Below are 20,745 nucleotides of genomic sequence, written 5' to 3' on the forward strand. Positions count from 1 at the left end.
ATGCCCCCAGTCTATCCTGAGCGTCCCCGCCGCCTCAGCAGCGCCCCAGCGCCTCAGCAGCGCCGGTGAAGGGGGTTCTAAGGTTTACCCCACAAAGCCGCAAGCGGAAAATTACATATCGGCGTATTTTTTTGCGATTTCTTATTTATTGACTTAAGATCAATAGGTTAATTATCGTCGTCTGGCGCCAAATCAGCCAGATACAAGCACGCCAACAAAGGAATTACAAAGCCCGACCGGAACTCCACAATGGCAAACCACAACATCTTGGGCCATGTTAACTCTTGGATACAATAAAGCCCGACTCGCGCCCGCGAGTCGAATCCGGTGACAGGCTTCAAAAACTCCGTTTTGCGCGTCGGTGTGGATCGCTCTTTACCTGTACTTGCGCATTTCATTGGGATGCGGTCTGGTTCCCGAATGACAAGACACAATCCTATCTCGGCCCAAGTATGACTAAAGGTCTTTCCTACCCACTGGTACGCACCGTCGGGCTCGACGGGGCTTTGGTGACATTTGCAGACAAGATGGATGAGGCCGCAAACCGCGCGGCCTTGGCGTTTCGGGCGCAGGTGGACAGCTTAGCGCTGCATGGGCTTATAGAGACATCGGCCTCTCTGGGGTCTGCATATCTGCGCTTTGACCCTCAGGTGGTTTCACATCTCGAGATCACAAGCCAACTGCAGCAGATCCTGAACCAACAAAACTGGTATTCTGCCCCTCTGCCACACGGTCGAAGACTGTGGCGGGTGCCAACCTTGTATGGCACAGACCTTGCCCCACAGTTGGAGGATGCCGCGCGTGTTGCTGGGCTGGACCCGGCCGAAGCCATCCAGCGACTTAGTCAGACACAAGTGCGCGTGCTGACCATCGGTTTTGCGCCGGGGCAACCCTATCTCGGGCCGCTGGGACCCGAATTCAACATACCGCGCCTGCAGGAGCTGACGCCCATAGTACCCGAGGGCGCTCTCGTTCTAGCGATCTCGCAGTTTGTGCTGTTTTCCGGGCCGACCCCGACCGGATGGAGGCATGTTGGCCAAACGGCGTTCCAGTGCTTTCAGCCCGATAAGGACCAAACATTTACCCTTCGCCCCGGTGATGAGCTTCAGTTCACTTCTGTCTCGCGTGATGAGCTTGAGGCAATCCGCGCCAATAATGACGACGGCCTTGGTGGCGCAACCTGCCAGGAGATCGCCTGATGACCCTGTTGGTTCACCGCATTGGTCCGGCTTGTACGGTTCAGGATCAGGGGCGTGTCGGCTATTTGGATCAGGGTCTCTCTCGTTCCGGAGCGGCAGATATTCTGGCGCTGCATGAGGGCGCAGCCTTGCTGGGACAACGTCCCGATCTAGCCGCGCTGGAAATGGCAGGCATGGGTGGCACGTTCGAAGCGACGCAACGCACAAGGATTGCTCTGACCGGTGCGACGATGCAGGCGAGCATCGACGGCTCCCCGATCGTCTGGAATGCGTCCCACGTTCTTGAGCTAGGGCAAACGCTGACGATCGGTGCAACCGTGCAGGGCAACTACGGCTACCTGCATTTGGAGGGTGGCATTGAGACCGAGCTGTTCGTCGGCTCGCGCGCGACACATCTGACGGCCAAGATCGGCCGCGCCGTTGCGGTGGGCGATGTGTTGCCCGCAGGGAAGACTGCTGGCGATGGCAGAATGAAGCTGTCCCCTTCGGACCGGTTCAACGGCGGCACTATTCGCGTCGTCGCCAGCTTTCAAACCGCGTTGTTCGATGATGAAACGCTGGATCGCTTTGCGCAGACAGCGTTCACACGTGGCACGCGGGCCAACCGTATGGGGATGCAGCTGGAAAGTGACGGACCGGGCTTTGCGGCCAAAGATCAGCTCAATATCCTGTCCGAGGTGATCACGCCCGGCGACATTCAGATGACCGGCACCGGCAACCCTTTCATTTTGCTGCCCGAATGCCAGACGACCGGAGGCTACCCCCGGATTGCAACCGTCTTGCCCTGCGACATGCCAAAGGCGGCGCAGACCCCGGCGGGCGGGACGGTTCGGTTTGAATTCGTGACTCTGGAACAGGCTGTAGAGATTGATGCTGCGTTTCGCGCGGATCTTGCGCGCCTTCCTGGCCGCGTGGAGCCTCTGGTCCGCGACCCTCATGACATCCCGGACCTGTTGTCCTACCAATTGATCGGCGGAGTGATCTCTGCCACCGACTAAGGAGACTATCTGATGCCGCGCGTGGATCTGAACGCCGATATGGGCGAGAGCTTTGGCCCCTGGAAGATGGGCGATGACGAAAGCCTGCTGAAGATCATAACATCCGCCAACATCGCCTGCGGGTTTCATGCTGGCGACTGGGATGTGATGGCCAAAACCATGACATTGGCGGCCGAGAATAATGTAGGCATCGGGGCGCATCCCGGCTTTCCTGACCTTCAGGGGTTTGGCCGGCGCAATATGAAAGTGCCCCATGACAGCCTGCGCAATCTGGTGCGCTATCAGCTGGGCGCGGCATTGGGTATGGCCTCAGCGACTGGCACTAAAGTGCGACATCTGAAACTGCACGGCGCTTTGGCCAATATGTGTTCGGTCGACCTCGACATGGCGCGCGCCTGCTATCAGGGGGCGCTGGATGTCGATCCGGACATCATCATCATGGTGCTGGCGGTCACGAAACAGGAAGAGGCCGTGCGAGAGCTTGGCTGCAAATGGGTGGGCGAGATCTTCGCCGACCGGGCCTACAATGACGATGGCACTTTGGTGGATCGCAGCCTGCCCGGCGCGGTGATCCACGACCCTGAGGTTGCTGGCCCGCGCATCCTGAACATGGTGCGCGAAGGGGCCATCATCACCGAATCCGGCAAACGGCTGGAGACGTCCATCGACACGATCTGCCTGCATGGAGACGGCCCGACTGCCGTGCAGATCGCCCGGGCGGTCCGGGACAACCTGATCGCAGGCGGGGTCGAGGTTACAAAGTTCACCCGATAGACATCAGCCCGTAATCCTGAGTCCCTATCCTATGGCTGTTGCCTGAATTCGATTGAGCGCATAGCATGCCCGCAAGTGCATGTTCTGAATACCGTATTTCTAGCAACGCTATTGGCTGGCCCCGCGCTCGCCGCCAGATGCCCGGCAAGGAGGCGCACATGTCTTTCGATCTGATGTCTTACACACCCCGAGGTGACAAGAAGAACTCGGACTTCTTTCACGAATATCTTCCGATGATCTACGAGCGCAGGACCAGCTCGGGCGTCGCGGATCAGGTCGGGCCGATGCGTGCGATCGTCATCCAGGTCGAATCCACGGCGCTGTTCGATACGATGGTCGAGCTTTATGTGATGACGCCCTACCGCCACTCGGCCAGCTATCTGGGACAGACACACAAGTTCGCGGTCCTGCATTCGCATCCCGACTATCCGGCGCTGATCCTGATGGCCCCGCTGAGCGACAGTTTTGAGGACTTCATCCCGCGCATCAACCGGATGTACCCGCTGGCCCGCCCAACCCCGCAAACGCGGTACGTGGGGGAGATCTTTGCCGCCTGCGATCTGAAAGAGCTTAGCAAAACTCTCGAAGAGCAGAACATCCGGTTTGAATATGCAGGAGATACGGAAAACCCGTTCTACACGCTGGATGGGTTTCGCTTTACCACGCCCTCGGATTTCACCTGCAACCGCGTTGGCTATTCCACCCTGGATTTCAACGACCCCGACAGTCTGGGCCTTGGTGACCGTGTTCTGCTGAGCGATAGCGAGAAAGCTCGATTGGAAGAGGCTGCAAGTTTCGGCACGGATTCGAAAATTGCGCCTCTGATGCTGGGGATCGACCACCTCGCCACTCGGGTATTGGCGGGCGAGCGGGAAGATGCGATCCTCGAGTTTCTGACGATGGTGCCCTATTATTTCTGGGGGGCGTACAACATCTTCGACATGAACTCGTCGACCAATGTGAATCGCAACGCCAATGTGGATGACGACAAGAAATCCCCGGCCAAGGTGTTTACGGCAAACAACACACCGTCCTTTGTGAACTCATTTGCCAAACTGCCCATGCCGACCGAAGACTTCGTGCGCAATTTCGGCCGCCGCCTGCATCACATGGCGGTTGAGATTCAGGATGGCGACCATGGCGCGGGCGAAAAGAATGTAGATTTCGTCGTCAATACGCTCAAAGACAAAGGCGTGCCGTTCCTGGCCCATGTGGTGGGGGAATGCAAAGACGATCCCAACTTGAAACAGATCTTTTCAAAGCACTCAAAGAACACGCTGCTGATCACCGAGTACATCGAACGGTGCCACCAGTACGACGGGTTCTTCACCAAGGACAATGTCGCGGCGCTGACCGCCGCCGCCGGGCAGGATGAACAATACGAGCACGGTCATGTGTTCGACTGAACAGGTTTCATGAAAAAAGGGCTGCGAGGTTTCGCAGCCCAGACCCATCAGGAGAGTATATGTCGGGTCTTATGACGGCCCGATCATGAAACAGGTAACATTGCGCGCCTGAAGACGGCGGCAGGCCAGATCGGCCTGTTCGCGGGTCATGCCCTGGAACGTGGCCTCAAACCCTTTGGAACTTTGATTGACCTTGCGCAGCGTACCGTCCAGCGCTGTCATCTCGGACAGAGCGGTCTTCAGCAGCACCTTCTCGGCCTCATAGCGCGTGGTGTAGCGGCCAACATTCACGCCCCACAGATGCCCGCCCGAGGTGGACAGCCGCGTGACGACCTCTTGTTCCGGCTCCGGCTGCTCGGTCGGTTGGGTCGAAGCCAGAACCAGATTGTCGGGCCGCAAGGCGGGACGTGTATCCGAGCTTTCGACCGGTGGTGCGGTCGGCGCGATATCCGCCTGTGCAATAGCTGCAGCGATCCCGTCCTTGATACGGTCGCGGTTTTCATCGGCAGCATCAACAACAGCACTGGCCACCTGTGTCGACGCTGTCGGACGCATCGCCGGGCGCAGGCTGATCTTCGGTGCGCCGGTCAAACGAGCAACTTTCGTGCCACCCAAACCGGCATTGCCCGCGTAAGCGGGACGCGCAGGGCGACGGATCGGCGCGCGCGACGGGGCGCGGCGGAACCCGAGATCCAGCAGCTCAGCCACTTTGGCATTACGTGAGGCACCTGATTTGCCGCCAAAGACCGTTGCGATGATACGCTCGTCCTTGCGCTTGGCCGAGGCTACAAGGTTGAAACCAGCGGCGCGGGTATAGCCCGTCTTGATCCCGTCCGCGCCTTTATACGCAGCCAAAAGGCGGCGGTTCGTGTTGGGAACCGTCTTGATCCCGGCATTGGTCGATTGGCGCGAGAACAGATTGTAATATTGCGGGTAATCATAGAGCAGATGCCGCCCCAGCGTGGTCATGTCGCGCGCAGTAGACATATGCCCCGATTCCGTCAGGCCATGAGCGTTTTTGAAGGTTGTGCGGCTCATCCCCATTGCCTTGGCGGTGCGCGTCATGCGGCGGGCAAAGGCCGCCTCGGACCCGCTGATCGCAATCCCGATAGCGGTTGCGGCATCATTGGCCGATTTCACCGCCGCCGCGCGGATCAAATAACGGAACGCAATCGTCTGGCCCGAACGCAGGCCCAGCTTCGACGGAGGCTCGGCCGCTGCCGCCCGCGTGATGCGAACCTGAGTATCCAGCGTGATCTCTCCGTTCCGAACTGCCTCGAACGCGATATAGAGGGTCATCATCTTGGTCAGTGAGGCCGGGTGCAGGCGGGTATCAGCGTTGCGCGAGTGCAAGACCTCCCCCGTTCGCGCGTCAATCACCATTGCCGCGTAAGGTGCGGCCAAAGCTTTGAGCGGCGCGAAAGAAAGCACCAACAAAAACGCTGTGAGGAATACGCCCATCCGGGCCGGGACTGTCCACCGACTCTGCACGATCTTTGCCTCTGTCTGCCTCGTTCCGCCGGGTTTTCCCGGTCGGATGAAATTTATTGATTATCACCAAGGCTAACACAGGACCCCGGCAAAATAAACCAAAAGCTGGGATTTTCCCGGCGTCGTGAGGTGCACGAACACCTTCTATATATAGGCGCAGCCCCTATACCGACCCACCAGATGAGCGATGATGACGGGAACAAGGCAAAGGTTGCGCGGTTTTTTCCGGAACTGCGGCCGAACGGCAACATCAGCCTAGGGCGCGCACCAGATCCGAAAGTCCGCCTAGATCCGACAGCTCTCGGAATCGGGGATGGTGAGAGGGTGTTTCGGCATGCTCGACCTCCCACACCAACCCATGCGGGACATGAACGCCCCAGCACCCGGCGGCAATCGGCGCAACCACATCCGACCGCATTGAGTTGCCCACCATCATCGCGGTCGAGGGGCCATCGCCATGCTGTTCAAAGATCGTCCGATAGGTCTCGGCCGTCTTTTCTGAGACGATCTCGACCCCGTCGAACAAATCCCCCAACCCCGATTGGGCCAGCTTACGCTCCTGATCAATCAGGTCACCCTTGGTGATCAGAATGACGCGGTGGGTCTCGGCCACGCCCTCGACCGCCTCACGCGCATGGGGCAGAAGTTCGATGGGATGGGCCAGCATCTCTTGCCCCGCGTCGATCAACTGGCGGATGACCGAGGCTGGAACCCGGTCTTCGGTCACCTCGATCGCCGTTTCGATCATCGACAGGACAAAGCCTTTGATTCCATAGCCGTAGTGCTGGATATTCCGCTTTTCGGCGGCCAGCAGACGCTCCATCAGGTGGTCCCGTTCGGCGTGGTCTGCCAGCAATTGGGCGAAATGGGCCTGTGTGAGCTGGAAAAACCGCTCGTTATGCCACAGCGTGTCATCCGCATCGAAGGCGATCGTGGTCAGTTTATTGTCCATTCCGAAAGGGTCCGCTGCCTCTTTATTCTGACGGCGTCAACGTTATATAAGCCCTCAGATAAACCCAATGCCTGAATCGGACAGTTGCGCGCGATGCTGGAAAACCCCTGGATGATGTCTGACAAATCGGATGACGACGACGGCGACTCGTCCGTCCTGCTGCAGACGCGACCCAAAACCAAGCGCCCTCCGCTGTATAAAGTGCTGTTGCTGAACGATGACTACACCCCGATGGAGTTTGTGGTTCATGTATTGGAGCGCTTCTTCGGCATGACCCACGCGCAGGCGTTCGAGATCATGCTGACCGTGCATAAAAAGGGCGTCGCAGTGGTGGGTGTGTTCAGCCATGAGATTGCCGAGACCAAGGTGGGTCAGGTGATGGATTTCGCGCGTCGGCATCAGCATCCGCTGCAATGCACGATGGAACGCGAAGAATAACGCAGGCCGGGTCGCCCGGAATTTTTCATGTCCCCTCGTCTTGATCTTGCCCTGAACAGCGGTTTGGCCCTGTCGCAACCGCTAGTCGTGATCGGCCCGACCGCCGAAGAGGACCTGTCAGCCCTGCCGCGCGAGGCGCAGGTGATTCAGCCGTTCAAACCTTTCCACGATCATTTCGCTAGTCAGGGCTTTGCCACCAAACCGGTGCTTGACGCCGCTTGCAGCGACGCGCTTGTGTTCTTGCCGCGCGCCAAGGCGCTGGCCCGGTCGCTTGTCCAGCAGGCATGCAGTTATGCCAGCGGGACTGTCGTCGTTGATGGGACAAAAACCAACGGTGTCGACAGCATTCTGAAAGACGTCCGCAAGCGTGTTGCCGTCGAAGGCCCTATTTCCAAGGCCCATGGCAAGATCTTCTGGTTTCAGGCCGACGCCGAGGCCTTCGCCGATTGGGCAGCACCCGAGAAGCAAAGCGTCGATGGCTACATGACGGCTCCGGGTGTGTTTTCCGCTGACGGGATCGACCCGGCATCGGCTCTTCTGGCGCAGTCCTTGCCGGACAAGATTGGCCCCCGCGTGGCTGATCTGGGCGCAGGTTGGGGGTATCTGTCGGCGGGTCTATTAAATAACGACCGCCTCAAAGCCCTTCATCTGGTTGAGGCGGATCACGCCGCGCTGACATGCGCGCAAGCAAACGTCCCCGATATGCGTGCTCAGTTTCACTGGGCGGATGCGGTGACCTGGACCGCGCCCGAGCCTATCGACACCGTCATCATGAACCCGCCCTTTCACACCTCACGCAGTGCCGATCCGGCGTTGGGGCAGGGCTTCATCAAGTCCGCCGCGAAGAACCTGACCCGCAACGGCACCCTGTGGATGGTTGCTAACCGCCACCTGCCCTATGAGGCAACACTGGCCGAATCCTTCGCCCAAGTTCAGGAAGTGGCAGGCGACAATCGGTTCAAGGTGTTTCAAGCCTCTCGCCCCCGGGCCTAAGCCCGGCTAACCTGCCCCAAATCAGGAGGATTCGGATGTCCTTTTCCATAGCTGGCAAGACAGCGATTGTAACCGGCGGGGCCAACGGGATTGGGTTGGCCATCGGGAGGCATTTTGCAGATGCCGGGGCCAATGTCGTCTTTGCAGATATGGATGAAAAACGGCTGGCCGAGGAATTGGGCGAGCAGGCCGACGATGGCAACATCCGCTATTTCGCCGGTGATTTGCGCGAAAAGCTGACCATCGCCAACCTGCTTTCGGCCACGCTGGATGCGTTCGATCAGGTCGACATTCTGATCAACGGCGCGCGTCAGGTGATCCCGTCCGATCCGCTGGACCCTGATGACGACTCCGTCCGTACCTTGCTGAACCAGAACCTGATGCCCGCCCTGCGCCTCAGCCAATTGGTGGCCAAGAGAATGATCAAACAATCCGGCGAGGATGAGGAAAACCCGGCGGGGTCCATCATCAACCTGTCCTCGATTGCAGCGCGGCGCACCCATCCGGACCTGATGGCTTATTCCGTCTCGACCGCAGCATTGGATCAAATGACCCGCTCGCTGGCGGTTGCACTGGCCCCCAACCGTATCCGCGTGAACTCGATCGCACTGGGGTCGGTGATGAGCGCATCGCTGCAATCAACGCTGAAAGAAAACCGCGATTTCCGCGACGACATTGAGAAACACACCCCTCTGGCCCGGATCGCCGCCCCAACCGAACTGACAGAAACAGCGCAGTTTCTGGCCTCGGACGCAGCAGGTTTCATCACTGGCCAGATCCTGACAATTGACGGCGGCCGCACCTTGCTGGACCCCGTTGCAGCCCCGGCGCATTGACCATGTTTGATACCGAAAAGACCACCGCCTCAGCCTGGTTCCGCCAATTGCGCGACGATATCGTTGCTGCTTTTGAAGCGCTGGAGGACAGCCACGACACCGGTCCGTTTGCTGACGCAACTCCCGGTCGTTTCGAAGTAAAAGAAACCAAACGCCAGTCCGAGGACGGCTCGGACGCGGGCGGCGGGCTGATGTCTGTGATGCGGGGCGGGCGCGTGTTCGAAAAGGTCGGCGTCAATGTCTCGACCGTCTACGGCACGTTGGGCGAACGCGCACAACAGGCCATGGCGGCACGAAAGGGCATCCCCGGCATGACCGAGGACCCTCGGTTCTGGGCCTCCGGCATTTCTCTGGTCGCCCACATGCAAAACCCACATGCCCCCGCCGTTCACATGAACACGCGCATGTTCTGGACACCACATGCCTGGTGGTTCGGCGGCGGGTCAGACCTGAACCCTTGCATCGAATATGACGACGATACCGCCCACTTCCACGCGACCCAGAAGGCGCATCTGGACCCGCACGGACCAAGCCACTATCCGCGCCTTAAGGACTGGGCGGATGAGTATTTCTACATCCCCCACCGCAAACGCGCGCGCGGCGTTGGTGGTATCTTCATGGATGACTACTGCACCGATGACTGGCAGGCGGATTTCGCCCTGACGCAGGATATCGGCAAAGCCTTCCTGCCCGCTTTCCTGCCGCTGGTCGAAAAACGCCGGGTCCAGAGCTTTTCAGATGCGGACAAAGACACCCAGCTGGTGCATCGGGGCCTCTATGCCGAATACAATCTGGTCTATGACCGCGGCACCAAGTTCGGGCTTGAGACAGGCCACGATCCGGATGCGGTGCTGATGAGCTTGCCGCCCATGGCGAAATGGGTCTGAGGCTCAGAACCCAAAATCCATGAAGTTGTCAAAGCAATAGGCCTGTGCCGAGGTCGCCGACATATTCTCTCCGACCTTTCTGACCGTGATAGAATGGCCCGGATCGGTATCCGCGCCAGGAGGTGGCGTCAGCGAGAATTGCACCGTGCGCACGCCCGGCTCATAGGCACGGTAGATATAAATGCGCGTTGGGCCGGGTACGCCCAGCGTACGTATCGCGAAATCGCCGATCCCGCACCAGTAGTTCACTGGCGCCGATGATCCGATAGCCTTGACCTCATAGATGCCGCCCTCCAGCGGGGTGATCTGGGTCCGGTTTTGTGGCCCTACCCTGACACCAAAACCGACAGCCTGCGCAAGCTGGGGTGCTAAAATTAACGCCGAGGCTGCAATGAGTTTGGCAACACGCATCATCTGAACATCCTGAAATAAACTCTGTTCCATGAGAGTAACACAATTGGAGGTTGGGTCGAGAGGGGGCTCGGCAACAGACCGCAAACACATCAAAATACTTATATGCATCTAACATGGCGGCGCATATCATCATGATATTTATTGCAAGTCTGGTGTCCCCGTGAGCCAAACATTTCCAAAGGACTGGTTTGACCTCTCGCCCGAGAAATACGCTGATTTCGGGGCAATGTTCTACTTGGCGGGCCTGACCCCAACGCATCAGAGACGCAGTTTGGCGCAGGTTCTCTATGCCTTTGAAACGCCGTTGCGGCTGGGGCAGTATCACATCTTCCGCCAGAACGGCTTTCCCCGAGGGTTCGTAACCTTTGCCGGCCTCAGCCGTGAGGCTGAAAACAGATATGCCATTCAGGAAAAGCCCCTGAAGGATGCGGATTTCACCAGCGGGTCCTCGTTCTGGATCGTCGATCTGGTCGCGCCGTTCGGGCAGACCAATGAAATTGTCGACATTCTCAAGGCAGAAATACCACACCCCCGCGTCCGAACGAATCGTCTGGTTGGTGACATGGGTCAGAACCGGATCGTAGAATGGAGCCGGGATGCCGCGGGCGAGGTCCACATGAAGCTCTATCGTAAGAAGGATTTCAAACGTCTGCTGGAACAAGGCGAGGGCTAGCATGGTCTCGGTTCCGGTTACGGGTGATTTGACAGGGGATGTCACGGGCTCACCGCCGAACGTCGCCACTGGTCAGGTCATTCTTGGCGACACTCCGGGAACGTTTGAAGTCGACAATTGGGCAATCGCGACCCCTCCGGCGAATGGGACGGCTACGATAGACGCGGATACCGGCGAATGGACCTACACGGTCGATCCCACCTTTTTTGACAGCCTCGACTTCAACCAGATCGCGACCGACACGTTCGTCATTCAGGGGTCTGACGGGTTCTTCTTTGGTCAGGCGACCATCACCATTTCCATTCAGGGCGTCTGCTTCACCGCCGGAACGCTGATCGAAACCGAAACCGGACCAGAGGTCGTCGAGGCCCTGACCGTCGGCGATCTTGTCCAGACCAAAGATCACGGGCTGCAGCCTATTCGGTGGATTGAGGCCAGCCCGATCCCGCCCGAGCGATTGCGTCATGACCCTGATCTGCGGCCCGTGCGTATCCTGCGCGGCAGCCTTGGGCCCGACTTACCCTCGCGCGATCTTCTGGTGTCGCAGCAACATCGCGTCCTGATTCAAGGACCGAAAGTCGAGCTGCTGTTTGGCGCCGCCGAGGTTCTGGTCGCCGCAAAACACCTGTGTTCGTGGCCGGGTATCTTCGTCGACACCTCAGACCAGCCGGTCGAATACCTACATATCCTGTTGGATCAGCATGAGATTCTGACCGCCGAAGGCGCATTGGCGGAAAGCCTGTTTCTGGGCGACGAGGCGCTGCATTCCCTGTCCTCGGACGGGCTGCAGGAGTTGGCCTCAATCTTCCCAGACCATACCCCGGATAAATCCACTGGCTTCGGACGCGCTGCTCGCATGATCCTGCGCGAGCATGAGGCCCGCGCCTTGGCCTGACCCTAAGCTGTCGGGCCGATCCGTCCGCCCACATCCTGCGGCGCCAGCGCAACCGTTTTGATCACAGCATAGCACCGCGCGCCTGGTTGCAGGCCAAGCCCCGCGACTGAGCGTCGGGTGATCCGTGCCAGCACGATACCTGCCGACGTATCCATCGAGATGATCGCACCCGGCCCGTCCCCGGCGCGGATCGTCTCGACCGTGCCCGCCAGAACGTTCAGGGCCGACAGCCCAGCAGGAGGTTGGTTGGACAGGATCACCTCTTGCGCGGGGATACGAATGCGAAGCTCTGCGCCGATCTGATGCGGGATACGCGGCAGAAACAGAGACTCTCCACCCGCGTCCAACTCGGTCAAACCGTCCTCATGATGCGCCCGAACACGCACCTGCAGCACCGCGCCAACCGCGCGCACACCCGCAGGTGTAACGGACGGATCGGCCAGAACCTCAGAGGCCAGACCATGGCGCGCAACCTTGCCATCCTGCAGCGCAACAACCGAGGTCGCCAACCTCGCAACCTCGGCCGCGGAATGGGTGACATAGAGAATTGGAACTGAGACCTCATCCCGAAGACGCTCAAAGTAAGGCAGGATCTCGGCCTTCCGGCCTTCGTCCAACGCAGCAAGAGGTTCGTCGGCCAGAATTAAGCGAGGGCTGGCCAGCAAGGCGCGTCCGATCGCGACCCGCTGCTTCTCCCCCCCGGACAAGCCAGCCGGACGGCGGTCGAGCAAGTGACCAATGCCCAGCATCTCAATCACTTTGTCCGGGTCCTCACGCTTTGCAGCCCGCGGTGCAAACCAGCGCCCGAAAGACAGGTTCTGTCGCACGGTCAGATGAGGGAACAGACGTCCTTCCTGAAAGATATAGCCGAGCCTGCGTTTGTGCGGCGGCAGCCAAAGTTTGGTGTCCGTGTCGAACAGGACCCAATCATCCACGGCGACGCGCCCGGCCTCGGGTCGCAACAGACCCGCCACGGCATTCACCACCGTAGTCTTGCCCGACCCCGAACGCCCGAACAGAACCGTCACGCCCGGCGGAGCCTCAAAGCTGAGGTCCAGATCCAGCCCCGCAAGGCTGTAGCGCAGACGAACAGACAGGCTCATGACCCGGCCACCCGCGCCGCCGCACGGCGCCCGACATATTCTGACAGTAGCAAGGCCCCCATCGCGATGATGATCGAGATGACGACCAACCGGGTCGCCGCTGCCTCACCCCCCGGCACCTGCAGGAAGGCGTAGACGGCGGATGGCAGCGTTTGGGTCTGGCCTGGAATGTTCGACACAAAGGTAATCGTAGCCCCAAATTCGCCCATCGCCTTGGCAAAGGCCAGAATTGCCCCCGCGATGACCCCCGGCAGGATCATCGGCAATGTCACCGTCGCAAACACCCAAGGGCGTGAGGCGCCCAGCGTAGCTCCCGCTTGTTCAAGTCGAGGGTCAACGGCCTCGATCGACAGACGGATGGCCCGTACCATCAAAGGGAACGCCATGATCCCTGCCGCCATCGCAGCGCCCGTCCACCGGAAAGCAACAACGATCCCGAACTCGGCCAAAAAGCGTCCGACCGGACCCTGAACGCCAAAGGTCAGCAGCAGCAGGTAACCGGTTACCACGGGCGGTAATATCAGGGGCAAATGCACGAGACCATTCAACACCTGCCGTCCCGGAAAGCGCCAGCGCGCCAAAGCATAAGCCACGAATATCCCAAAGGGCAAAGTCGCCAGCGTTGCCCAGAACGACACCCGCAGGGACAATTTCAACGCCTCAATCTCGGCAGGGCCCAACCAATCCATAAGGCTCACCGTTCAGGCAGAGAGAACCCCTGCCCCTTGAACACATCTGACGCGAATTCGCTCTGGAGAAAGGTCAGAAAATTCTGCGCCTCCGGTTTGGAAAAAGACGTCTCGGCAACCGGGTAAATGATAGGCGGGTGACTGTCTTCTGGGAAGCTGCCGACAATACCAACCCGCGCGTCAGCCTGAGCGTCCGTCCGGTAGACAATGCCCATCGGTGCCGCTCCGGTCGCGACCAAAGCCAGTGCCGCGCGCACATTGTCGGTTTGCGCGACCTGACGCTGCACTGCGTCCCACAGGCCGAGGCTCTGCAACGCGGCCTTGCCGTAGATCCCCGCGGGAACGGCATCGACCAATGCCATGGCCAGAAAGCCGCCCTCAAGATGTTCGGCCAGATCATAGGCCGCCGAGACCTCGCCAATATGCGTCTGGGGTGCGGCTCCGATCAGAACCAACCCATTGCCCAAGAGGGCGACTCGGGTTTCGGGCTTGACTACGTCATCCTTCTGCAACACATCCATCCAATCCTCATTCGCGGAAATGAACAGATCAGCCGGAGCGCCTTGCTGCAACTGACGCGCAAGAACCGAGGACGCGGCATATGAAATCGTGACATCGTTGCCGGTTTCGCGCTGATACGCGGTCGAAACCTCGTCCAAAGCAGTCTTCAGACTGGCCGCCGCAAACACCAAAATCCCATCTGCCCCGGCCCGAAGCGGAGCCAGCAAAAACGCGCCAAGCGCCAGCGCTGCCACAAGAAAACGGCAAGGGGAGTGTCGGGCCATGTCCTCTCCGGCCTGAGGGGTTTCGGTCCCTATCGGAGATATCGGAGGCAACAGGCCCCGCGCAAGCGCCTTTCCGACTTTGCCTTGAATCGGGTGTGCAGTGATGCCTTTGGCGGAACAGGCAGCCATCGCTGACGCGATACCCGAAGAAAGGTAAGAAATTCGTGCAAACCCTCTTGCACCCACCCTCAGGCTTGGCTACATGCACCGTCACGGGTGATTAGCTCAGTTGGTAGAGCGCTTCGTTTACACCGAAGATGTCGGGAGTTCGAGTCTCTCATCACCCACCATCCTTTCCCCACAAAGTATCAAGTTCTTACGCGACTAGCACCTATTGTTGTACTGCGCATGAAACGATGTCGGCTGGGCCTCCGCTTCTGTTATACGGAAAAGATGTCTACGACACAGGAGCTTTGGGCGACGGCAATATTCGTAAACGAACTATCAGCAATTGGCAGACGACTTTGCGGAAGGGCGTTCGATCTCGACCCAAATCGTTACTAGAGCGTTCTGATGCGGCGAACTGGCCGCGAGAGACTGAGTTGCGCGCGAAAGAGTTTCGTCCCTGGAGTCAAGCAAAGCGGTTTTTTTTGGCTTCGGCTCAGCATTTGACACATTAGGCTCAGAGTGGTCATTCGATCCGATCTTACGAACAGCTGCCTTGCGGGAAAAGCTGCCGTAACCTGACTGGTTGCTGATGATCGATCTCAGCCTAAAGTAGGCTTTCATTTTTCACTGCTCCAAGACTCTGCGTATTAGTTTGCTCTGCGTTGTTCCGACTGATTAGGCCTAGACCCTCCCATTTTTGACATCATGGCCTTCGCATAGTCGCGTTTTGCCTGCGCAGGGTCCTCGAAGCGAGCATGCACGACGCAAAAGAAAAGGGCACCGTCATCTAGACCGTTGCGAGGCGTAAACCAATCAAACGGGTCGGTTGGCTTTACCGATGCAAACTGGTTGGTTGATGGCGCGGCGGGTACAATATTGGCTTCATTGTCTGTGATATCGTCAAGCAGTGTCGGACGTGCCGTGCTAGTATCCGGTGTGAGGATACCCATGATCTGCTCGCGACCAGCCGGAACAAAACGCCCGCTTTCCTCGATTGGAAACCGGATTGGCTGCCCTGCATAAACATCCCGCTGCACTTCGCTGTTCCTGACAACTATCGTTCCGTTGACAAGCACATACGGAATGCCTTCAGACGGCAAACCTTGCTGACCAAGTGTATAGTTCGCCTTTTCGGTCACAGTTTCCGGATCAAAAATCGTGATATCTGCGACCATGCCTTCCTGCATACGACCCCGCACCTGCATTGCGCGCAACCCTGTGTCACCTAGTCGCTTCGCATGGATGTAACTCAGCTGAGTGAGCGTGAGCATAAGCGGCACGTTGGCCTCACGAGCCAGTCTCAGGACAAGCGCATGGCTGCCTGCGGACCGAGGGTGCCCGGCATAGTCTTCGTAAGGGGCATCCCAACTCATCAGATTGCCCTCGATATCCAGCCCCGCCATACCGTCTCCCGAGATGCCATAACCTGCAATGGTGATCCAATCGTTCAGCCATTGCTCTCTTGGCGGGCTGAAAACAATGGCCGTCCGTCCCGGTTCATTCTCGGCGAAGTTCAAGAATTCATCTTTGGTCACAAAGCGATCAAGCTGGGGGTCAAAGATAGTGTCTTCGTATTTGTACCCCATCGACCCTTCCCAATTTTCGGGTGCGATGATCGAAGCGCCGTAGTTTCCCGAACCGGCAGTCCAAGGATAGTAACTGGACCAGACGTTGTAGCCTTGGTCGCGGGCCATCTGGAGCTTTTCCTGATTTTCCCACCATCCATAGTCATTGTCGTGATGTATGTGCAGCGGCGCGTCCAACACCATCGCATTGACAAGGATTTCGTTAACGCCGGTCTGTGTCTCGGTGGGCGTCGAAGCACTGGGATGAAACCGGTGATGCACCGAAGTTAGACGACCATAACGCGCAGCGGCCCGCTGAGCTTCGAACATCTCATAGGTTGTGATGCCTTCGCGGGCGTAGCCGATGGTCGATCCCACGCCGAGGGCTCCAAGACGAAGCCCCTCATCCAGTTGGGCAGTGATTTCGTTCATCTGTTCGCGGTTGCTTGGTACCGAGGACCAGCCCTCGACACCGTCTTCCATGGATTGTGCCCGCAGTGCGAAAAAGTTCCGGAAGTCTATATCCCCACCTTCCAGCACAAGGCCGTCATGCACCCGCATCCGTGCGAATTCCTGTCCAATGACTGTGCCGTAATTTGCCTGCGTCACGCCTTGGCGCGCAGCGTACCATTCATCGATATTCGCGGCTCCGACCTCAAAATCCATTTGCGTCGTTACGCCGTCACGAAGGTTGACCTTGATACCCCAAGGATCCAGCCCGTGTTGTTCAAGGTCGATAAACCCGGGCACCACAACGTGCCCTGTCGCGTCGATGGCTTCGCTGCCGTCAATATCTTCGTCGGTAATAGCAGTGATCCAGCCATTACTTATTCCCACGTTGGCGATCTGATCGAACCCGGTTTCCGGATCCATTACCCGACCGTTGAGGATCACCACGTCGTAAGTTTGCGCGACGCAGAAAGTGGAAAACACGGACAACGTGCCAGCCAGAAACAGGGTACGCATGGATAGATCCTCCCTTTGATCAGCAGAATTGCATGTTTCGACGCTTTTGACGTCTGCTTTCGCCCCACATCAGAAAACGATCCGGGTTCGCAGGCCGAACAGCGTAATGCTATCCTGACCTGGGTTCAGCAGCGGGTTCGAAATGTACTGGAGGGACGGTGTGATCTGCAGTCCGGGTGAGATTGAAAACCGGTAGAACGCTTCGAGCGTAAACTGGTCGCCATCTATGCCTCGGGCCTCGGCCCAGTTCAGGCCCAGACCGGCCAGATCGGTATTGCGACCATAGTAGCCCACACCGGCAGAAACCGACCGGTCATACAGCGCGGCTGTCCCTTTTGACGCCCCTGCCCGAAAGAACGGCATCCACTTGTTGTCAACAAACCATGCGGCAGAAAACGCAGCGCCGTAGTCTTCCGCTCGGTTGCCATCTTCGGCCGCATCCGCATGCCAGAGGGTCAGATGGACATTGTCGAAATAAATGCGATCAAAGCCGGACGTGTACCCAAGTTCGAGTGATTTGAAGAGATTGCCATCGCTGAACACATCAAAGTTTGGATCAGACGGATCGGCGTTTGCATCTGCAACGCTCGCGACAGCGTAGAAGTTTTCACTCAGCTTGATCCCACCGGCAATACCAAGACCTGGGTTGGGCGCGTTTAGTGTCGGGTTGGTGTTGAATGACAGGTTTTGGAAGCCACTATAGGGGCTGACCAGCCCATAGATATCCACAAAGTCCGTTACATCAATCTGACCGAATTGCAGCGTCCACGAACCGTTTTCGGCCCTTTGGGTCCAGAACAGATTGGTCAACAGCAGACCGCTATCGTTGAAGGCTGTCCCGGTGATCGAAAGCGCTCCGCCATCCAGCCCAAGAAACTGCGGGGCCACATCGGTATAGCTATGCCGGTCTTCGATCTTGAATGTTAGGGAACCCCGTTCAGTCGCCTGCCAACTCCCGTAGAAACGCGCAATTCCGCTGGCTGCTTCGCCGGTCCCCAGATCAGCATTCGTGGTTTGGCCTAGCGCCAGGTAATCAATATTGAACCGAAACCCACCCTCAGCCAGCCAGTCTTTCCACTCAAACCAACCCGGTGCGATGTTGCGTGGAAAATCGGAACGGTATTGCGGGTCGGTGAGCCCATCTCCGGGGGTGAGATCAGCTTCGACCGAAGAGGGCCCGGACAGTCCTTGCGCCGAGGCGGCGCCAGCGACAGCAATACTTAGTGTAGCAGCCAGAAGTCTTATCATTCAGACGCCCTTGCCCCACCGGTCTTGCGATTGCCCGCCGCGCGGATGCGATCAGCGGCGCGCTGCTTCCATTCCAGCCTATCCGCCTTGGTTTCGAGCGTTTCGACACTTTCTGTTTCCAACTGGAAAGTCGCGTTCATGGGCATCTGGCCATCCACAACCATCATATTCTGAACAGACGGATCGATGGTCAGTATCCCCGTCAGCCGAACGGGTTCATGAAAATAGCTGGGCACCCAGTCCCCGTTCAACCGCACACGGATCATCTGGTTGGGCGGAGGGGGAGGCATGTGACTGCACATCCCGCGTTCCGGCACCAAATACGCCACAGCCCGACCGTCCGGATCATTCGGAGCAGGAATGGCGAAACCAGCCAGTGTGATTTTTTGACCGTCGAATTGCGGATTTCCGTTTGTCCCAGCCTTTCTTCGACGCTCCATTACAACTTCGCGCTGATCGAGCAGCCAGTCGATATCAATTCCATCAGTAGCCAAGGCATCCTCGGTCTCGGTCAAAAGCGATTGCCACTTTTGCCGTTCTTCTTCGCTGCCACCATCCTGCTGCAGCCTGCCGCGCAATCGAACGACGTAAAGAACATCGTCGAATTGTTCAGGGCTGAGATCGCGATAGGGGTCTTCAAAGACCTGCGCAGATGGGTCTGGCAGGTCGGCCCAATCTAATGCGGTTTCAGGCGTTGCCAACGCAGAATGCCCACACCAAAAAAACCCTGCGAATACGACCCAGCGGAACCAATGGTGCATAAATTCTCTCCGGCTACTTAGACAGGTCAATTCAGTGTGTTTTTGTAGATAACGCCATCCTTCATGATCAGTCGAATCGTATCAGGGCTTTCAGGTCTCGGGTCGGCGCCGAACCATTGATCACCCGTACCAACCACCGAGAAATCCTCGAGCGGGTTACCGTCGATCAGCAGGATATCCGCATAGGCGCCTTCTTCGATCACACCCAGTTTCCCTGCGGTATACGGGTTCATAAAGTCACCCGACAAAGCGACCACCTCGCCACCTGTCGATGTCAGCGTGACCATGGATGTGTAGGGCCCGAAAAACTCGTTGTTCAGGTGCTTTTCGTAGGCAATCTGGATATTGCAAGCCTCAACCGAACCAACGCAGTCGGTCTGGAACCCTCGCTTCACCGGACATTCCTTCATGTTGTCGATATAGCCTGCAAATGTGGCCGAGGCAGATTTGGCTTTGGCAAGGCTTGCGGGCACGCTGGCCACCGCCGGAATATCAAGCAAGCCGGGATCGAATGCCGTCAGGTTGGTGGTGATATACGCCCCTTTTTCGTTCATGACTTGGGCAATTTCACAGTCAAACGAGAAGCCGTGTTCGATCGACATCACACCTGCATCAAGCGCACTCAGGATCGCTTCCTTACGATACGAATGCGCCATGACATAGCTGCCATACTCATTGGCTACTTGCACAGCGGCCCTGATTTCCTCAGGCGATCCGGCCAGTAGTTGCCATGGGTCAAAGGCCGAAACGACACCGCCGGATTGCATGAACTTCAACTGGGTCGCACCCATTCGGAAATTGTTGCGCGCAAACCTATAGACGTCGTCGACACCGCTCACCTCCTGCGCCAAGTTCAGACGGCTCATGTTGGTCTCTGAGCCCGGTGGAGCGGTGAAATTCGCGAAATCAGCATGACCGCCGCGCGTTCCGATAAATGCACCGGACGGAAAGTAACGCGGTCCTTCAATTTGGCCTGCGTCAATTGCGCGGCGCAGCCCGCCATTGGCGCCACCTGCATCCCTGACTGTGGTGAAGCCCTGCATCAAATACATCTCGGCCATCCGCGCACCGTGTATGGCAAAGTCTTCCCAAGTCGTGTTGGCCTCCATTGCGGGCAGGGTCGGGCCCATCAACATGAGGTGCGCGTGCAGTTCGATAAACCCGGGAGTAAGTGTCCGCCCTTCGCCGTCAATGACCGTGGCATTGGGGGCATCAATCGCATCGGTTGAGACGGCCTTGATCAGGTTGCCCTCGACCAGAACGCTGGCATTTTCGATACGCTGTTCATTTACACCGTCGAAGACATGCACGTTGGTAAACAGCGTTTGGGGTTCTTCCTGATCCTGAGCTTGTGCGGGCGCTGAAACAGAGAGACCTGCAGCGACGACTACCGCCGAGCAAAGAGACATTCGCAGACCAGACATAAGTACTCCCTTCATATTCGTGTTTTGCCAACTGTAGCCCGGAAAGTTTTGCCTCGGTTGCCAGTTTCGCATTAGGATGTTCGAATGTGACTGCAAAAATGGCCACTGATCACAGCATTTGATCCTGAAAGGGTGACGAG

At 58.1% G+C, this 20,745-nt stretch carries 20 protein-coding genes and 1 tRNA gene; 11 read left to right on the forward strand and 10 right to left on the reverse strand.

The genetic code is table 11. The features are described 5' to 3' along the window. Positions 1-452: 452 nt before the first annotated feature. The 4 genes from ACR0NO_RS10005 (at position 453) to ACR0NO_RS10020 (ending at position 4,377) form a co-directional block, all read left to right on the forward strand. Positions 453-1,199, forward strand: coding sequence for a 5-oxoprolinase subunit B family protein (locus ACR0NO_RS10005; RefSeq protein ID WP_480723840.1), 747 nt, complete (start codon positions 453-455; stop codon positions 1,197-1,199). Beyond that, complete coding sequence (locus tag ACR0NO_RS10010) at positions 1,199-2,197, forward strand: 5-oxoprolinase subunit C family protein (RefSeq protein ID WP_480723841.1); 999 nt, start codon at positions 1,199-1,201, stop codon at positions 2,195-2,197. The genes ACR0NO_RS10005 and ACR0NO_RS10010 overlap by 1 nt, the downstream gene beginning before the upstream one ends. Positions 2,198-2,209: 12 nt before the next feature. Beyond that, complete coding sequence (locus tag ACR0NO_RS10015) at positions 2,210-2,971, forward strand: LamB/YcsF family protein (protein WP_480723842.1); 762 nt, start codon at positions 2,210-2,212, stop codon at positions 2,969-2,971. A gap of 158 nt (positions 2,972-3,129) precedes the next feature. Continuing rightward, the gene (locus ACR0NO_RS10020; RefSeq protein ID WP_480723843.1) at positions 3,130-4,377 is read left to right on the forward strand and encodes a hypothetical protein; all 1,248 of its coding nucleotides are present in this window, start codon (positions 3,130-3,132) and stop codon (positions 4,375-4,377) included. Positions 4,378-4,446: 69 nt separating this feature from the next. Here ACR0NO_RS10020 and ACR0NO_RS10025 read toward each other — a convergent pair whose 3' ends face one another. After that, on the reverse strand, positions 4,447-5,838 hold the full coding sequence (locus ACR0NO_RS10025) for a D-alanyl-D-alanine carboxypeptidase family protein (RefSeq protein WP_419740290.1): 1,392 nt from the start codon (positions 5,836-5,838) through the stop codon (positions 4,447-4,449). A gap of 280 nt (positions 5,839-6,118) precedes the next feature. Continuing rightward, positions 6,119-6,820: an HAD family hydrolase gene (locus tag ACR0NO_RS10030; RefSeq protein ID WP_480723844.1), complete on the reverse strand. Its 702-nt coding sequence runs from the start codon at positions 6,818-6,820 to the stop codon at positions 6,119-6,121. 93 nt (positions 6,821-6,913) lie between these two features. Between ACR0NO_RS10030 and clpS the strand changes: the two genes are divergently transcribed. The 4 genes from clpS to hemF are packed head-to-tail and all read left to right on the forward strand — an operon-like array spanning position 6,914 to position 9,974. Further along, entirely contained in the window at positions 6,914-7,258 is a 345-nt protein-coding gene (gene clpS, locus ACR0NO_RS10035; RefSeq protein ID WP_480723845.1) for an ATP-dependent Clp protease adapter ClpS, read from the forward strand. Positions 7,259-7,285: 27 nt separating this feature from the next. Beyond that, on the forward strand, positions 7,286-8,251 hold the full coding sequence (locus ACR0NO_RS10040) for a class I SAM-dependent methyltransferase (RefSeq protein WP_480723846.1): 966 nt from the start codon (positions 7,286-7,288) through the stop codon (positions 8,249-8,251). 35 nt (positions 8,252-8,286) lie between these two features. Further along, positions 8,287-9,087, forward strand: coding sequence for an SDR family NAD(P)-dependent oxidoreductase (locus ACR0NO_RS10045; RefSeq protein ID WP_170378722.1), 801 nt, complete (start codon positions 8,287-8,289; stop codon positions 9,085-9,087). Between the two features lie 2 nt (positions 9,088-9,089). Continuing rightward, positions 9,090-9,974, forward strand: coding sequence for an oxygen-dependent coproporphyrinogen oxidase (hemF, locus tag ACR0NO_RS10050; protein ID WP_170642855.1), 885 nt, complete (start codon positions 9,090-9,092; stop codon positions 9,972-9,974). A gap of 3 nt (positions 9,975-9,977) precedes the next feature. On the opposite strand, the gene ACR0NO_RS10055 is transcribed toward hemF, so the two are convergent. Beyond that, complete coding sequence (locus ACR0NO_RS10055; RefSeq protein WP_480723847.1) at positions 9,978-10,388, reverse strand: hypothetical protein; 411 nt, start codon at positions 10,386-10,388, stop codon at positions 9,978-9,980. Between the two features lie 160 nt (positions 10,389-10,548). On the opposite strand from ACR0NO_RS10055, the gene ACR0NO_RS10060 reads away from it, so the two are divergent. Both ACR0NO_RS10060 and ACR0NO_RS10065 read left to right on the forward strand, forming a co-directional pair. Beyond that, positions 10,549-11,061 carry a toxin-activating lysine-acyltransferase gene (locus tag ACR0NO_RS10060; protein WP_480723848.1) on the forward strand — a complete coding sequence of 171 codons (513 nt, stop codon included), beginning with the start codon at positions 10,549-10,551 and terminating at the stop codon, positions 11,059-11,061. 1 nt (position 11,062) lies between these two features. After that, positions 11,063-11,956: a Hint domain-containing protein gene (locus tag ACR0NO_RS10065; protein ID WP_480723849.1), complete on the forward strand. Its 894-nt coding sequence runs from the start codon at positions 11,063-11,065 to the stop codon at positions 11,954-11,956. A gap of 2 nt (positions 11,957-11,958) precedes the next feature. Here ACR0NO_RS10065 and modC read toward each other — a convergent pair whose 3' ends face one another. From modC to modA, 3 genes are read right to left on the reverse strand one after another with little or no spacing between them, the layout of a single operon-like run. Continuing rightward, positions 11,959-13,059, reverse strand: a complete 1,101-nt coding sequence (gene modC, locus ACR0NO_RS10070; protein WP_480723850.1) for a molybdenum ABC transporter ATP-binding protein — start codon at positions 13,057-13,059, stop codon at positions 11,959-11,961. Next, the gene (gene modB / locus ACR0NO_RS10075) at positions 13,056-13,748 is read right to left on the reverse strand and encodes a molybdate ABC transporter permease subunit (RefSeq protein WP_480723851.1); all 693 of its coding nucleotides are present in this window, start codon (positions 13,746-13,748) and stop codon (positions 13,056-13,058) included. Before modB ends, modC begins: the two co-directional genes overlap by 4 nt. A gap of 5 nt (positions 13,749-13,753) precedes the next feature. Then, entirely contained in the window at positions 13,754-14,533 is a 780-nt protein-coding gene (gene modA / locus ACR0NO_RS10080) for a molybdate ABC transporter substrate-binding protein (RefSeq protein ID WP_480723852.1), read from the reverse strand. A gap of 214 nt (positions 14,534-14,747) precedes the next feature. Between modA and ACR0NO_RS10085 the strand changes: the two genes are divergently transcribed. Then, positions 14,748-14,823, forward strand: a tRNA-Val gene (locus ACR0NO_RS10085). A gap of 465 nt (positions 14,824-15,288) precedes the next feature. Here the strand turns inward: ACR0NO_RS10085 and ACR0NO_RS10090 are convergent. From ACR0NO_RS10090 to ACR0NO_RS10105, 4 genes are all read right to left on the reverse strand, one after another. Next, a complete protein-coding gene (locus ACR0NO_RS10090; RefSeq protein ID WP_480723853.1) occupies positions 15,289-17,172 on the reverse strand; it encodes an amidohydrolase family protein in 1,884 nt (627 codons plus the stop codon). 69 nt (positions 17,173-17,241) lie between these two features. Next, a complete protein-coding gene (locus ACR0NO_RS10095) occupies positions 17,242-18,420 on the reverse strand; it encodes a carbohydrate porin (protein ID WP_480723854.1) in 1,179 nt (392 codons plus the stop codon). Next, positions 18,417-19,181, reverse strand: a complete 765-nt coding sequence (locus tag ACR0NO_RS10100; RefSeq protein ID WP_480723855.1) for a DUF3299 domain-containing protein — start codon at positions 19,179-19,181, stop codon at positions 18,417-18,419. The genes ACR0NO_RS10095 and ACR0NO_RS10100 overlap by 4 nt, the downstream gene beginning before the upstream one ends. Before the next feature lie 26 nt (positions 19,182-19,207). Then, complete coding sequence (locus ACR0NO_RS10105; protein ID WP_480723856.1) at positions 19,208-20,620, reverse strand: amidohydrolase family protein; 1,413 nt, start codon at positions 20,618-20,620, stop codon at positions 19,208-19,210. Between the last annotated feature and the right edge of the window lie 125 nt (positions 20,621-20,745).

The organism is Ruegeria sp. CL3 (assembly GCF_056536505.1).

Bases quoted from the DNA above. Each gene is read 5' to 3' on its own strand.
- hemF (WP_170642855.1), top strand. From the start codon at position 9,090: ATGTTTGATACCGAAAAGACCACCGCCTCAGCCTGGTTCCGCCAATTG.
- modA (WP_480723852.1), bottom strand. From the start codon at position 14,533: ATGGCCCGACACTCCCCTTGCCGTTTTCTTGTGGCAGCGCTGGCGCTT.
- ACR0NO_RS10065 (WP_480723849.1), top strand. From the start codon at position 11,063: ATGGTCTCGGTTCCGGTTACGGGTGATTTGACAGGGGATGTCACGGGC.
- modC (WP_480723850.1), bottom strand. From the start codon at position 13,059: ATGAGCCTGTCTGTTCGTCTGCGCTACAGCCTTGCGGGGCTGGATCTG.
- ACR0NO_RS10055 (WP_480723847.1), bottom strand. From the start codon at position 10,388: ATGATGCGTGTTGCCAAACTCATTGCAGCCTCGGCGTTAATTTTAGCA.
- ACR0NO_RS10095 (WP_480723854.1), bottom strand. From the start codon at position 18,420: ATGATAAGACTTCTGGCTGCTACACTAAGTATTGCTGTCGCTGGCGCC.
- ACR0NO_RS10105 (WP_480723856.1), bottom strand. From the start codon at position 20,620: ATGAAGGGAGTACTTATGTCTGGTCTGCGAATGTCTCTTTGCTCGGCG.
- ACR0NO_RS10015 (WP_480723842.1), top strand. From the start codon at position 2,210: ATGCCGCGCGTGGATCTGAACGCCGATATGGGCGAGAGCTTTGGCCCC.
- clpS (WP_480723845.1), top strand. From the start codon at position 6,914: ATGCTGGAAAACCCCTGGATGATGTCTGACAAATCGGATGACGACGAC.
- modB (WP_480723851.1), bottom strand. From the start codon at position 13,748: ATGGATTGGTTGGGCCCTGCCGAGATTGAGGCGTTGAAATTGTCCCTG.
- ACR0NO_RS10090 (WP_480723853.1), bottom strand. From the start codon at position 17,172: ATGCGTACCCTGTTTCTGGCTGGCACGTTGTCCGTGTTTTCCACTTTC.
- ACR0NO_RS10030 (WP_480723844.1), bottom strand. From the start codon at position 6,820: ATGGACAATAAACTGACCACGATCGCCTTCGATGCGGATGACACGCTG.
- ACR0NO_RS10010 (WP_480723841.1), top strand. From the start codon at position 1,199: ATGACCCTGTTGGTTCACCGCATTGGTCCGGCTTGTACGGTTCAGGAT.
- ACR0NO_RS10025 (WP_419740290.1), bottom strand. From the start codon at position 5,838: ATGGGCGTATTCCTCACAGCGTTTTTGTTGGTGCTTTCTTTCGCGCCG.
- ACR0NO_RS10020 (WP_480723843.1), top strand. From the start codon at position 3,130: ATGTCTTTCGATCTGATGTCTTACACACCCCGAGGTGACAAGAAGAAC.
- ACR0NO_RS10100 (WP_480723855.1), bottom strand. From the start codon at position 19,181: ATGCACCATTGGTTCCGCTGGGTCGTATTCGCAGGGTTTTTTTGGTGT.
- ACR0NO_RS10045 (WP_170378722.1), top strand. From the start codon at position 8,287: ATGTCCTTTTCCATAGCTGGCAAGACAGCGATTGTAACCGGCGGGGCC.
- ACR0NO_RS10005 (WP_480723840.1), top strand. From the start codon at position 453: ATGACTAAAGGTCTTTCCTACCCACTGGTACGCACCGTCGGGCTCGAC.
- ACR0NO_RS10040 (WP_480723846.1), top strand. From the start codon at position 7,286: ATGTCCCCTCGTCTTGATCTTGCCCTGAACAGCGGTTTGGCCCTGTCG.